14 protein-coding genes and 1 tRNA gene are annotated in these 12,444 nt (G+C 51.8%); 2 read left to right on the top strand and 13 right to left on the bottom strand.

What is annotated here, in order from left to right; genetic code table 11:
• Nucleotides 1-10: 10 nt before the first annotated feature.
• The 8 genes from Q0L28_RS01595 to Q0L28_RS01560 all read right to left on the bottom strand — a co-directional run bounded on the left by Q0L28_RS01595 (nt 11) and on the right by Q0L28_RS01560 (nt 6,092).
• Nucleotides 11-352, bottom strand: a complete 342-nt coding sequence (locus Q0L28_RS01595) for a hypothetical protein (protein WP_296630674.1) — start codon at nt 350-352, stop codon at nt 11-13.
• A 35-nt stretch (nt 353-387) separates the two neighbouring features.
• On the bottom strand, nt 388-756 hold the full coding sequence (locus Q0L28_RS01590) for an iron chaperone (RefSeq protein ID WP_296630671.1): 369 nt from the start codon (nt 754-756) through the stop codon (nt 388-390).
• 52 nt (nt 757-808) lie between these two features.
• Nucleotides 809-880, bottom strand: a tRNA-Gln gene (locus tag Q0L28_RS01585).
• Nucleotides 881-925: 45 nt separating this feature from the next.
• A complete protein-coding gene (gene gltX / locus Q0L28_RS01580) occupies nt 926-2,440 on the bottom strand; it encodes a glutamate--tRNA ligase (protein ID WP_296630668.1) in 1,515 nt (504 codons plus the stop codon).
• Nucleotides 2,441-2,466: 26 nt separating this feature from the next.
• Entirely contained in the window at nt 2,467-3,237 is a 771-nt protein-coding gene (locus tag Q0L28_RS01575; RefSeq protein ID WP_296630666.1) for a fumarylacetoacetate hydrolase family protein, read from the bottom strand.
• Nucleotides 3,238-3,251: 14 nt separating this feature from the next.
• Nucleotides 3,252-4,346: a branched-chain amino acid aminotransferase gene (locus Q0L28_RS01570; RefSeq protein WP_296630663.1), complete on the bottom strand. Its 1,095-nt coding sequence runs from the start codon at nt 4,344-4,346 to the stop codon at nt 3,252-3,254.
• A gap of 23 nt (nt 4,347-4,369) precedes the next feature.
• Nucleotides 4,370-5,407, bottom strand: coding sequence for a 3-isopropylmalate dehydrogenase (locus tag Q0L28_RS01565; RefSeq protein ID WP_296630889.1), 1,038 nt, complete (start codon nt 5,405-5,407; stop codon nt 4,370-4,372).
• Nucleotides 5,408-5,468: 61 nt separating this feature from the next.
• Nucleotides 5,469-6,092: a bifunctional 2-polyprenyl-6-hydroxyphenol methylase/3-demethylubiquinol 3-O-methyltransferase UbiG gene (locus Q0L28_RS01560; protein WP_296630660.1), complete on the bottom strand. Its 624-nt coding sequence runs from the start codon at nt 6,090-6,092 to the stop codon at nt 5,469-5,471.
• Nucleotides 6,093-6,124: 32 nt separating this feature from the next.
• On the opposite strand from Q0L28_RS01560, the gene Q0L28_RS01555 reads away from it, so the two are divergent.
• Entirely contained in the window at nt 6,125-6,442 is a 318-nt protein-coding gene (locus Q0L28_RS01555; RefSeq protein ID WP_296630658.1) for a rhodanese-like domain-containing protein, read from the top strand.
• Between the two features lie 58 nt (nt 6,443-6,500).
• On the opposite strand, the gene serA is transcribed toward Q0L28_RS01555, so the two are convergent.
• Nucleotides 6,501-8,090, bottom strand: a complete 1,590-nt coding sequence (gene serA, locus Q0L28_RS01550; RefSeq protein WP_296630653.1) for a phosphoglycerate dehydrogenase — start codon at nt 8,088-8,090, stop codon at nt 6,501-6,503.
• Between the two features lie 115 nt (nt 8,091-8,205).
• On the opposite strand from serA, the gene Q0L28_RS01545 reads away from it, so the two are divergent.
• Nucleotides 8,206-8,787, top strand: a complete 582-nt coding sequence (locus tag Q0L28_RS01545) for a hypothetical protein (protein ID WP_296630610.1) — start codon at nt 8,206-8,208, stop codon at nt 8,785-8,787.
• Between the two features lie 83 nt (nt 8,788-8,870).
• Here Q0L28_RS01545 and ilvC read toward each other — a convergent pair whose 3' ends face one another.
• The 4 genes from ilvC to Q0L28_RS01525 all read right to left on the bottom strand — a co-directional run.
• On the bottom strand, nt 8,871-9,896 hold the full coding sequence (gene ilvC / locus Q0L28_RS01540) for a ketol-acid reductoisomerase (protein WP_296630606.1): 1,026 nt from the start codon (nt 9,894-9,896) through the stop codon (nt 8,871-8,873).
• 63 nt (nt 9,897-9,959) lie between these two features.
• Nucleotides 9,960-10,466 (bottom strand): acetolactate synthase small subunit, encoded by a 507-nt coding sequence (ilvN, locus tag Q0L28_RS01535; RefSeq protein ID WP_296630603.1) that lies wholly within the window; start codon nt 10,464-10,466, stop codon nt 9,960-9,962.
• A gap of 2 nt (nt 10,467-10,468) precedes the next feature.
• Complete coding sequence (locus Q0L28_RS01530) at nt 10,469-12,223, bottom strand: acetolactate synthase large subunit (protein ID WP_296630600.1); 1,755 nt, start codon at nt 12,221-12,223, stop codon at nt 10,469-10,471.
• A gap of 58 nt (nt 12,224-12,281) precedes the next feature.
• Nucleotides 12,282-12,444 (bottom strand): dihydroxy-acid dehydratase (locus tag Q0L28_RS01525; protein WP_296630887.1); only part of this gene is annotated, 163 nt, incomplete at its 5' end.

Here is a 12,444-nt window from a genome sequence, read left to right as displayed (position 1 = left end):
CCCAAATTATTTAAATGTGCAACGCGACCAATGCTGAGCAGATGGTCAGCAATAGCAGCACCGGCACCCAGAGTTGACGCTCAAGCTTGCTGCGTGAAATTGAATTCATAATTAGACCAACAACATTGAAGCCAACCAGTGCCCAGTTGCCAATGTCGTTCAACTCAGCTGGCAACAGCTTGGGTAGCACGCCAATTTGGGCGAGGTAGTGGCCGGCAATTGCTGCATAAATCAAAATCGCAACTGCGCTGGCGAATCTGAATCGCGCCGGCAACTTGCCTTTGTGTTGCCCACCAAAGGCGTACTCACCCATCGGAGCACCGAACACCAGGGCAACCTGAAAAAGGGCCACGAAACTTAAAGTGATTACTAAAATCCAGGCGCTGATCATTGCTTTCCATTCGATTCATCAAAAATTTGCAGACGCAATTTAACCAGCGCTTTTAGATCGGCATCACTCAGCGGTTTATCCAAAGCAATTTGAATTGTGGTGCCCACTACTTTGAGTTTTGGCATCTTTTCTTGGGATTTCTTGCCCAGAATGCGGCCACCGTGAATGCTCACATGGTTCTTCCATCCGGAGATAAAAAACGGAACCTTGCCACCGTAGGTAAAACCGATAATGCCGTAAGAAATCTTGCTTTCGGATTTTGGAATGGCCTTCAACACCACCTGATGCATGTGCTCGAGAATCTGACGTTGGGGCTGGGGCTGAAGCTCGAGATAGTGCTTCACGTCGTCGTTCATGGCGCTCATAGCTGCCAGTTAAGCACAAAAACAGCCGATAAATTATCGACTGTTTCTAAAGCTGGGATACCTGGACTCGAACCAAGAACAAAGGTACCAGAAACCTTCGTGTTGCCAATTACACCATATCCCAAGGGATAAACCCCGAGCCGAGGCTCGAGTTTCAATCTTAGCCCGACTAGGCAGAGCGGGCAAACGCCTGCAGTCTGGCGACGGTTTCGGCCTTGCCCAGAATTTCCATCGACTCAAAAAGTGGTGGAGAAATTCGACGGCCCGAAATGCCAGTGCGCAATGGGCCAAAAGCGAAACGAGGCTTGAGACCCATGGTTTCAATCAATGCGAGGTTTAGTTCGGCCTGGAGTTTCTCGGTCTTGAAATCTGCATCGGCAATTGGCTCAAGCGCTGCGATTGCGGCGTTCAAAACCTCAACGGTGTTTTCAGGCAGACCGTTCTTGGCGTCTTCTTCGATGACGATTTGGTCGGCTGATTTGAAGAGGAATGACAACAGGTCTGGAGATTCACTCAGCACGGTTACGCGCTCTTGAATCAATGGGGCCGCGGCATCGAGAATTGCGTTCTCGGCTTCGGTAATCTCTGCGCCAAGAACGCCGGCACTTCGCAAATAAGGCAACAGACGCTGTTTGAAATCTTCGGCCGACAGCAAGCGGATGTGTGCCGCATTGATAGCCTCAGCTTTTTTCAAATCAAATCGCGCCGGGTTAGGGTTCACGTTTGCAACGTCGAACGCTGCGGCGAGTTCATCCAAAGTGAAAATGTCTTGATCTGCGCTTAGACCCCAGCCAAGCAAAGCCAAGTAATTTAGCAAGCCTTCAGGAATAAAGCCGCGGTCGCGGTGATGAAACAAGTTTGATTCTGGGTCGCGCTTTGAAAGTTTCTTGTTGCCGTCACCCATCACATAAGGCAAGTGGCCGAACTGCGGAATGAACTGCGTGATGCCGGCTTCAAACATTGCGTTGTAAAGCGCAATTTGGCGAGGCGTTGAAGAAAGCAAGTCTTCACCGCGAAGCACGTGGGTTACGCCCATCAATGCGTCGTCAACTGGATTCACAAGTGTGTAAAGCGGCTGACCATTTGGTCGCACAACTACGAAATCAGGAAACGAGCCTGCCGGAAACTTGATTTCGCCGCGTACCAAATCGGTGAAGGCAATGTCAACGTCAGGCACTCTCAAGCGAAGTGCGGGGCTGCGACCCTCGGCGCGATATGCCGCGCGCTGTTCTTCGGTTGAGTCTCGCTCTGAGTTGTCATAGCCAAGCTGAACTGCACGGCCAGCGGCCTTGTTGCGCTCATCAATTTCTTCACCGGTCAAATAGCTTTCATAAATGTGGCCAGAAGCCTTTAGCTTCTCAATCACTTCTAGATAAATGTGACCACGTTCGCTCTGGCGGTAAGGCTCGGCAGGGCCACCAATGTTTACGCCTTCATCCCAGTTGAGACCCAACCAGCCGAGGGCATCCAAAATCATCTCGAATGATTCTTCACTGTCGCGTTCGGCATCGGTGTCTTCAATGCGAAACAAGAATGAGCCGCCGGTGTGACGCGCGTAGGCCCAGTTAAAAAGCGCAGTGCGAATAAGGCCAACGTGAGGCGTGCCGGTTGGAGATGGGCAGAATCGAACCTTTACGTCGGGGCCGACTGCGGTTGAAAAGGGGGCTGTGATTTCTGAAGACATAATGGATGCCAGTCTAAACGACAGGGCTAGTTAGCCGCGTTGACAACCGGGTTGATCAAAGTGCCTAGTCCTTCAACTTCGCACTCCACCACGTTTCCGGCTTCAATCTTGGCAATGCCGGCTGGTGTGCCGGTCAGAATCACGTCGCCAGGCAGCAGGGTCATTTGCTGGCTCACGTAAGAAATTATTTTGGGCACATCGTGAAGCATCAAATCGATTGAGGCTTGCTGTGCCGTCTCTCCGTCGATTCGACTCTCAATAATTTGACCGTCTGGCACAAACTCGGTTTCAATCCAAGGGCCAAGTGGACAAAAGCTGTCAAAACTTTTGGCACGAGCCCACTGCACATCGCTGCGCTGCAAGTCACGAGCAGTCACGTCATTGGCAACGGTGAATCCCCAAACATATTCCATTGCCTTGGCTTCAGAAACATTCTTTGCGATTTGACCAATCACAACGGTTAGCTCTGCCTCGAGCTCGACCTGTTGACTTTGCTTGGGCAGAACAATTGCATCGCCAGGCCCAATTATTGAGCTAGACGGTTTTAAAAACAGGGTTGGCTCCGCCGGCGTATTTTCGTGACCCATCTCGGTGATGTGATCTTGATAGTTAATGCCAATGCAAACAACTTTGGATGGGATAGTCGGCGCCAGAAGCTTTACTTCTTTGAGAGGCACTCGATCACCGGTGGTTTCATAACCGTGCACCAAAGGGTGGCCTTTGAGAACTACGAGTTCTGGCCCGTCAACAATGCCAAAGGCAGGGTTGCCATTCAAACTAAAACGCGCAACGCGCATTGCGACAACTTTCTTTAGTCGGCGAGCTTCAGCATCCAACCGTGACGGTCGGCAACTGTTCCATACTGAATGCCGGTTAGCTCGGCGCGCAGGCTCGCGGTAAGTTCGCCCGGCTCTGCAGTTGCAGAACCAATGGTTTCTTCACGTGACTTAAATTGACCAATCGGTGTGATTACTGCGGCGGTGCCACAGGCAAACACTTCAACAATGTCTCCGCCGTTGATGCCGTCACGAACTTCAGTCAAAGTCACCTGACGCTCTTCAACCTTGTGACCTCGGTCTTTCAGCAATGTGATTACTGAGTCGCGAGTAATGCCGTGCAAAATTGTTCCGTCAAGGCCAGGTGTCACAATGTGACCATCTTTGTAAACGAAGAAAAGGTTCATGCCGCCTAGCTCTTCAATGTAGGTCGAAGATTCAGCGTCGAGGAACAGCACCTGAGAACAACCGTTCTCGTAGCCCTCGTTTTGAGCCAACAGCGAAGCCGCGTAGTTTCCACCGGTCTTTGCTTCACCGGTTCCGTGCTTACCCGCACGAGCCGAATCCAAAGCAATCCAAATTGAAACTGGCTTCAAGCCGCCGGTGAAGTATGGGCCTACCGGCGATGCAATCACTCGGTATTCGGCACGGTGAGCGGCACGAACACCCAAGAAGTTTTCGGCAGCAATTTCAAACGGACGAATGTAAAGCGTTTTCTCGTTGACTGGCTGCGGAACCCAAGCGCCATCCACAGCAATTAATTGACGCAGTGACTCAACAAAAATTTCAACCGGTAGCTCTGGCAATGCCAGGCGGTGCGCCGACTTTTGCAATCGCTTTGCATTTGCCTCTGGGCGGAAAGTCCAGATTGAACCATCGGCGTGACGGTAAGCCTTGATGCCTTCAAAGATTTCTTGTCCGTAGTGCAAAACCGCTGCGGATGGGTCCATCAATATTGGGCCATAAGGAATGACCTCAGCCGAGTGCCAGCCCTTGTCTTTTTCCCACACGACAACAACCTGGTGGTCGGTTAGGTTCGCACCAAAAACCGGTGCTTCGAGAATCGCCTCGCGCTCGGCATCGGGCGTTGGGTTAGCTGAACGAGTTACTTCAAACTTTAGATCGGCCATTGATCTGCTTCCTTCGGATTTTTTTACAGCTGAGCAAAAATGCTTGCTGCAACCTCGGTTGTTGAACGCTTCGCTGAACCACGGGTAGCCAGGTCGGCTGAAACTGCGTTTTCGATGCGCGCGGCAGCAACCGGATTACCTAGGTGGTTTAGCAACATTGCGGCAGACAAAATCGCGGCTGTTGGATCTGCCAAGTTCTTTCCTGCGATGTCTGGTGCCGAACCGTGTACTGGTTCGAACATGCTTGGGAAGTCGCCGTCGGGATTGATGTTGCCCGATGCGCCTAGCCCGATGCCGCCGCCGATTGCAGCTGCCAAATCTGTGATGATGTCGCCAAACAGGTTGTCGGTGACAATTACGTCAAAACGCTCAGGGTCGGTAACCATGAAAATTGTTGCCGCATCGATGTGCAAGTAATCGTGGGTGACCGCAGGAAATTCTTGAGCAACCTTGTTTACGGTGCGCTGCCACAACCAACCGGCGTGAACCAAAACGTTGTGCTTATGAACCAAGGTAACTTTTTTGCGGTCGCGACTTGAAGCAAGTTCAAATGCATAACGAACCAAACGCTCAACACCGAAAGCTGTATTAACTGAAACCTCGTTTGCCACTTCGTTTGGAGTACCAACGCGAATCGCGCCACCGTTGCCAACATAAGGGCCTTCGGTGCCTTCACGAACTACGACAAAATCAACTTTGCCTGGGTCGGCAAGTGGTGAAACAACCCCGGGATAGATTTTGGTTGGGCGAAGGTTCACGTAGTGGTCAAATGAGAAACGCAACTTCAACAAAAGTTGACGCTCAAGAACACCTGACGGAACCTTTGGGTCACCGATGGCACCCAACAGAATTGCGTCGTTCTTTTTTAGCTCTTCTAGATCGGCATCGGTGAGGGTTTCACCGGTGGCTAGATAGCGACGGGCTCCCAAATCAAATTCTGTGGTCTTGAAGGTGATGCCCGAACCAATGGTTGCGCGCTGAAGTGCTTCGAGTGCCACATTGGTGACCTCTGGGCCGATGCCATCTCCACCGATTACGGCAATTTTGTATTCACGCGACAATTTCAAGCTCCCAAGACGTTGTTACCCAAGAGTTTACCCGCTTGGGGCTACCTCTCAGTCGCTAGAGCTTCTTGGCCAACAGCACCAAAGTGGTCGAAGGCTTCAAGCCATCCTTGGTTTTGACCTGGCCCTCACGGTTTTCGAGAATTTCAATTTCAAGCGGCAATTCACTTAGAAATTCACGCATTTCACTAGCGGTAGGCAGCACGGCTGGGTTTTGCGGGCCACCGAAGCCACCGTCCAGATTTTCACGAGCGTGCCAAACGCCAATTAGGTGCCCACCGCGCTTGATGTTGTCTACCAGGCAGTCGATGGCTTCATTGAGTCCTGGTTGTTCAATCTGCAAATAACCGATTACGCCAATATCAACCGGGGTAAGCACCGATTCAAAACCGGTGGCGTCGGCCACGTGAGCAAAATAGAGGTCGGCAACTTTGCGCTCTTCTGCAAGTTTCAAAGCCTTGCTCAGCGCGACCTTTGAGAAGTCGATGTTCTCGGCCTGCCAACCCTGCTGGGCAAACCAAACCGAGTTGCGACCTTCGCCGCCGGCAAGGTCAATCATCTTTCCTGGCTTCTTGGCCGCTGCAATGAGTGGCTCACTCAGGGCCTTAACAAATCGATTCACCTCGTCGGTGTAAATCAGTTCGTCGACGGCATATTTTTGATTCCAGTACTCGGCATCCATGGTTCAATTGAACCACCATCGAAAGGCACAAAATGGCACACGAGATTTCTGTATCAGACCTAAACCTAGAAATTCAGACCGGCGCTTGGGTGCTAGACGTTCGCGAGCCAGATGAGTGGATCGACGGCCACGTGCCTACCGCTCACCACATTCCGCTGGCACAGGTGCCAGACAACATCCACAAGATTCCTCAGGATGAAAAGATTTTTGTAATCTGTGCAGCTGGCGGTCGCTCAATGAGCGCGGCTGACTTCTTGCTAAGCAAGGGCTACGACGCAGTTTCGGTTGCTGGTGGCACCATGGGCTGGATTGCTGGCGGGCACGAAGTGTCATTCGCCGAAAGTTTGTAAATCGAATTTTTGCAACAAAAAACCCCGGTCGCGTTGACCGGGGTTTTTTATTAAACGATTAACTCTGGATGTCGATTGCGCGCATTACGTCTGCAGCGATTGCGACACGAACGCCCTCGAGCACATCCGCAGCAACTGGCGAGTCAACGGTGATAACCGAAAGCGCCTTGCCACCCTTTTGCTGACGAGCAATTTGCATCGCCGCGATGTTGATGTTTGCATCGGCGAATGCCTTGCCATAGACGGCAACTATGCCTGGGCGGTCGGCGTAAACCATCAGCACTAGGTGCTCAGCCAAGCCAAGTTCCACGTCGTATCCGTTGATGTTCACGATCTTCTGGTGCAGCTTCGGGCCGGTCACGGTTCCAGAAACTGAAACGATGTTGCCATCGGCAAGGGTCGCCTTGATGGTGGTGACGTTGCGGTATTCCTCTGAGTTAGTGTCAACGGTCAGCTTCACATCGATGCCGCGAGCTTCGGCCATTAGAGGCGCGTTCACATATGAGACCTGCTCGGTAACTGCGTTCTGGAAGAAACCCTTTAGACCCGCAAGCTTGAGCACTGAAACATCGTGCGCTGCAATTTCACCGCGCACCTCAACTTCGATTGCGGTAACTGAACCCTCGGCAAGACCAAACAAAACCTGACCAAGTTTTTCCATCAGTGAGATGCCCGGCTTAACCGAAGCATCGATGTTGCCGCCGGCAACGTTCACTGCATCTGGCACCAAGTCGCCGGCAAGTGCAAGGCGAACTGACTTGGCAACTGAGATGCCGGCTTTCTCTTGAGCTTCATCGGTAGAGGCACCAAGGTGAGGTGTCACAAGAATGTTCTTCAAGCCAAGCAATGGGCTGTCTTTTGGCGGCTCTTGCACGAAAACGTCAAGACCTGCGCCGGCAATTTTGTTGGTGCTTAGTGCGTCAAATAGCGCAGCTTCATCGATGATGCCACCGCGTGAGCAGTTGACAATGCGCAGGTTTGGTTTTGCAATTGCAAACTGAGCTGTGCTGATCATTCCAGTTGTTTCTGGAGTCTTTGGAATGTGAATGGTGATGAAGTCTGATTGCTTCATAACTTCATCCAAAGTTGCTAGCTTCACACCCATTTGCTCTGCACGGGTTGGTGTGATGTAAGGGTCATAACCAATCAGCTCAACACCGAAGCCGGCAAGACGAGCAGCAACCAAACCACCAATGCGACCAAGGCCAACGATGCCCACGGTCTTTTCATAAAGCTCGGCGCCAGTGAACTGCGAACGCTTCCACTCTCCCGACTTAAGTGAGTGGTTGGCATCTGGAATGTGACGTGCCAAACCAAGCATCTGTGCAATTGCCAACTCGGCGGCTGAAACTACGTTTGAAGTTGGGGCGTTAACCACCATCACACCAGCGGCAGTTGCCGACTTGATGTCTACGTTGTCGAGGCCAACACCAGCACGCGCAACAACCTTAAGCTTTGGCGCTGCCGCGATTGCCTCGGCGTCAACCTGAGTTGCAGATCGCACCAGGATGGCGTCTGCCTTTGCCAGTGCAGCTAGCAATGCCGGGCGGTCGGTGCCGTCAACATTGACAACGTCAAAATCTGGGCCAAGCGCCTCAACGGTTGCTGGTGATAGCTCTTCTGCGATTAGTACAACTGGCTTAGTCAATGTGGGCATCCTCTTGAATGTGTGCCGTAAACCGGCAATGTGGTTCTAGTGTAAATGTTGAAAACCCCAAAATCTGCAGGCTTAGTTTCAATAACTGTAAGTTAGAGTAATTTCTATGAAAGTTAGTTCCGCCAAGCTATCTCCGCTGTTGCGCAGCGATGTGCAGGGGCTGATTTTGGCCGAGCTATTCATGACCCCGGATGAGCTGTTCTCAATTAGCCACCTTGCCGACTTCGCGGGCACCAGCCTGCCCACTGCTATGCGCGAAGTTGACCGCTTGCTTGATGGTCAATTGGTGATTCAAAAGACTGTGGGTCGCGCCCGCTTTATCCAAGCCAATAAATTGCACTTGCTGTTTGATGCAGTGAGCCAGATTGTGGCGTTTAGTTATGGCCCTGCCGCTGTTTTGCCACCGTTGCTACTTGGGCTAGATGGCATTGATCAGGCGTACCTATTTGGTGTTTGGGCTGCTCGCCTGTCGCGTCAAACCGCAGCAACCCCTAAAGAAGTAGACCTGCTGTTGATTGGCAACGTGAGTCGAATCGAAGCTTCGCGTGCCGCAGCAAAGGCCGAAGAAATTTTGGGTCGCGAGGTGAATGTGCAATTTGCAACCTCACTCGAATGGCAACGAGCCGAATCAGATTTCGTGCGTGAGGTTAAAGCCAATCCCCTGGTTGAACTTCAATTGATTCCATAGTCTGCCTTCAGAGGAACCGGAAAAGAAAAACCCCGCACCTTTCGATGCGGGGTTTCAACGATGCAGTTAGCAACGATCTCGAATTAACGAGCTGCGTTACCTTCCTGGTAGTCGTCTGAGTTCTTGATCCATGAGAACAGCTTGCGCAGGTTGCGGCCAACTGCCTCGATTGGGTGAGCCTCGCCCTTAGCGCGTAGCGCTAGGAACTCTGGTGCGCCAGCATCCTGGTCTGCAACAAAGCGACGAGCGAAGGTTCCGTCTTGGATGTCGGTTAGAACTTCGCGCATGCGGTCTTTCACGTCTGGGCCAATTACGCGTGGGCCAGAGATGTAGTCACCGTATTCTGCAGTGTCAGAAACTGACCAACGCTGCTTTGCAATGCCACCCTCGTACATAAGGTCAACGATTAGCTTTAGCTCGTGTAGAACTTCAAAGTAAGCAACCTCAGGCTGGTAACCAGCTTCGGTTAGGGTCTCGAAACCATACTGAATTAGCTGAGAAGCGCCACCACAAAGAACAGCCTGCTCACCGAACAAGTCGGTCTCAGTCTCTTCTGCGAATGTGGTCTTGATGGTGCCCGCACGGGTTCCACCGATTGCCTTTGAGTATGAAAGGCCAAGCTCGAAAGCGTTGCCGGTTGCGTTCTGGTGAACAGCAATAAGGTTTGGAACACCGCGGCCACCTTCGTACTCGCGACGAACCAAGTGGCCTGGGCCCTTTGGTGCAACAAGGAATACGTCTACGCCCTCAGGAGCAGTGATGTAGCCAAAACGAATTGCAAAACCGTGACCGAAAACAAGTGCCTTGCCTGCAGTTAGGTTCGGGGCAATGTCCTGGTTGTAAAGGTCGCGCTGGCGTGGGTCTGGTGCAAGAACGACGATAACGTCTGCCCATGCTGAAGCTTCAGCTGGGGTAAGCACCTTAAGACCGGCTTCTTCAGCCTTTGCCTTTGACTTTGATGTTGCAGGAAGACCAACGACTACATCTACGCCTGAGTCCTTCAGGTTTAGTGAGTGCGCGTGCCCCTGTGAACCATAGCCAAGAACTGCAACCTTGCGACCCTGGATGATCGATAGGTCTGCGTCCTTGTCATAAAAGATTTCAGCCACTGTGTATCTCCTTGTTTGTTTTCTTTTTTAAAGTTGAACGATTTATAAACGGTTAAAAGCTTTTTACTTCAGCACTTTCTCAGTGATCGACTTAGAGCCACGGCCCATTGCCAACACACCTGACTGCACCAATTCTTTGATGCCGAAAGGTTCGAGAACTTTGATGAAGGCCGCGCACTTTGCAGTATCGCCAGTTACTTCGATGATCAGTGCGTCGCTAACAACGTCGATAACGCGGGCACGGAACAAGGTTACTGCCTCGAGCACCGCCGAACGAGTTGATGCATCGGTCTTGACCTTGATCAGCATGTGGTCACGCTGAACAGCGGTTTCGGCATCCAATTCAACAATCTTGATCACGTTGATCAGCTTGTTTAGCTGCTTGGTAACCTGCTCTAGCGGAGCCCCTTCAACACCCACCACAACGGTGATGCGAGAAAGACCCTCGATTTCGCTGGTGCCCACTGCCAAAGATTCAATGTTGAAGCCGCGGCGCGAGAACAGGCCGGCTACACGGGTTAGAAGACCAGGTTTGTCTTCAACTAGAAGAGATAGAACGTGTTTAGACATCTTTACTCAATCCCATCCCATACCGGTGCGGCATCGCGTGCATATTGAACTTCGTCGTTGGTAAGACCGGCAGCAACCATTGGCCAAACCATGGCGTCGCGGCTAACGATGAAGTCAATAACTACAGGGCGGTCGTTGGTTTCAATTGCCAACTTAATTGCCTTGTCGATGTCTTCTTCTTTTTCAACTCGGATAGCAAGACATCCGTAGGCTTCTGCCAACTTCACGAAGTCAGGAATCATGATGGTGTCGGTGCCGGTGTTCAAATCGGTGTTTGAGTAACGCTCGTTGTAGAAGAGTGTTTGCCACTGACGAACCATGCCCAACGAAGAGTTGTTGATGATCGCAACCTTGATGGGAATGTTGTTGATTGCACAGGTAGCCAACTCTTGGTTGGTCATCTGGAAACATCCGTCGCCATCGATTGCCCAAACCAAACGATCTGGCTGGCCAACCTTGGCACCCATAGCTGCAGGCACCGAGTAACCCATGGTTCCAGCACCTCCCGAGTTCAACCAAGAATTTGGACGCTCGTACTTGATGAACTGTGCAGACCACATTTGGTGCTGACCAACGCCAGCTGCATAAATAGCCTCAGGGCCACTTAGCTCGCCGATGCGAGTGATTACGTGCTGTGGTGAAAGCTTGCCGTCTTCAACGTGGGTATAGCCAAGTGGGTAGCGCTCAACCAACCCGTCCAAGAATGTCCACCACTCGCCTAGGTCTGGTTGACCCTTCTTGAGTAGTGCTGATAGCTCTTGGTTAAGTTCGGTGATTACTTCTTTGGCATCGCCAACAATTGGCACATCGGCAAAACGAATCTTGCCAATTTCTGCTGGGTCAATGTCAACGTGAATAACTTTGGCGCCAGTTGCAAAGCCCTTAACGTCACCGGTAACTCGGTCGTCAAAACGCGCACCCAAAGTAATTAGCAAGTCGCTCTTTTGCAATGCGGTAACCGCAGGCACAGTGCCGTGCATGCCAGGCATACCTAGGTTCTGCTTGTGTGAATCTGGGAATGCACCTCGCGCCATCAAAGTGGTAACTACCGGCGCACCGATTAGTTCGGCCAACTTCAAAAGCTCTTTGTGTGCACCGGCGCGAACCACACCGCCACCAACATAAAGTACTGGGCGCTTTGATTCTGCGATCAGCGATGCTGCTGCTTGAATCTGCTTGCCGTGCGGCTTGGTGACTGGCTTGTAGCCAGGAAGATCGATAACTGGAGGCCAAACAAACTCGGCTTTGCCCTGCTGCGCATCCTTAGTGATGTCAACCAAAACTGGGCCAGGTCGACCAGTGGTTGCAATCATCACAGCGGCAGCAATAGTTGCTGGAACATCTGCAGCCTTGGTTACCAAGAATGAGTGCTTAGTGATTGGCATTGTGATGCCAACGATGTCGGCTTCTTGGAATGCATCGGTACCGATTAGCTTCGAGCCAACCTGACCAGTGATCGCCAAAAGTGGAACCGAATCCATGTAGGCGTCGGCAATTGCAGTTACTAGATTGGTAGCACCCGGGCCTGAGGTTGCGATGCAAACACCAAGCTTGCCCGACGCCGATGCATAACCTTCGGCAGCGTGGCCGGCACCCTGTTCGTGGCGCACCAAGATGTGACGAATTTTTTTGGAGTCCATCAATGGGTCGTAGGTTGGCAAAATTGCGCCGCCCGGCAGACCAAAGATGTGCTCAATACCAAGTAGCTCGAGGCTGCGAACAATCGCCTCGGCACCGGTTAGAACTTCATTAGCCATTTGAAATCAATCCTCGTTAGCTGTTGCAAAACAACTGATTAGTTGTTGTTGAGCGAAATTAACCGCAATACGCGCCTTCTGCAGCAGAGTGCACGAGCTTTGAATATTTCGCGAGAACACCGCGGGTGTAGCGCGGCGGAAGAGGCTGCCAAGTTTGCTTGCGGGCAGCCAGCTCTTCTGGCTCAACGAGTAGTTCGAGCGAACGAGCAGCGATGTTGACT

The organism is Rhodoluna sp., from assembly GCF_024639375.1.
Classification (GTDB): domain Bacteria; phylum Actinomycetota; class Actinomycetes; order Actinomycetales; family Microbacteriaceae; genus Rhodoluna.
The sequence above is the reverse complement of the archived record's forward strand: the minus strand, read 5'-3'. Positions and strand labels throughout refer to the sequence as shown.

Bases quoted from the DNA above. Each gene is read 5' to 3' on its own strand.
- Q0L28_RS01545 (WP_296630610.1), top strand. From the start codon at position 8,206: ATGAAAGTTAGTTCCGCCAAGCTATCTCCGCTGTTGCGCAGCGATGTG.
- Q0L28_RS01560 (WP_296630660.1), bottom strand. From the start codon at position 6,092: ATGGATGCCGAGTACTGGAATCAAAAATATGCCGTCGACGAACTGATT.
- ilvN (WP_296630603.1), bottom strand. From the start codon at position 10,466: ATGTCTAAACACGTTCTATCTCTTCTAGTTGAAGACAAACCTGGTCTT.
- Q0L28_RS01570 (WP_296630663.1), bottom strand. From the start codon at position 4,346: ATGGCCGATCTAAAGTTTGAAGTAACTCGTTCAGCTAACCCAACGCCC.
- Q0L28_RS01590 (WP_296630671.1), bottom strand. From the start codon at position 756: ATGAGCGCCATGAACGACGACGTGAAGCACTATCTCGAGCTTCAGCCC.
- Q0L28_RS01575 (WP_296630666.1), bottom strand. From the start codon at position 3,237: ATGCGCGTTGCGCGTTTTAGTTTGAATGGCAACCCTGCCTTTGGCATT.
- Q0L28_RS01530 (WP_296630600.1), bottom strand. From the start codon at position 12,223: ATGGCTAATGAAGTTCTAACCGGTGCCGAGGCGATTGTTCGCAGCCTC.
- gltX (WP_296630668.1), bottom strand. From the start codon at position 2,440: ATGTCTTCAGAAATCACAGCCCCCTTTTCAACCGCAGTCGGCCCCGAC.
- Q0L28_RS01555 (WP_296630658.1), top strand. From the start codon at position 6,125: ATGGCACACGAGATTTCTGTATCAGACCTAAACCTAGAAATTCAGACC.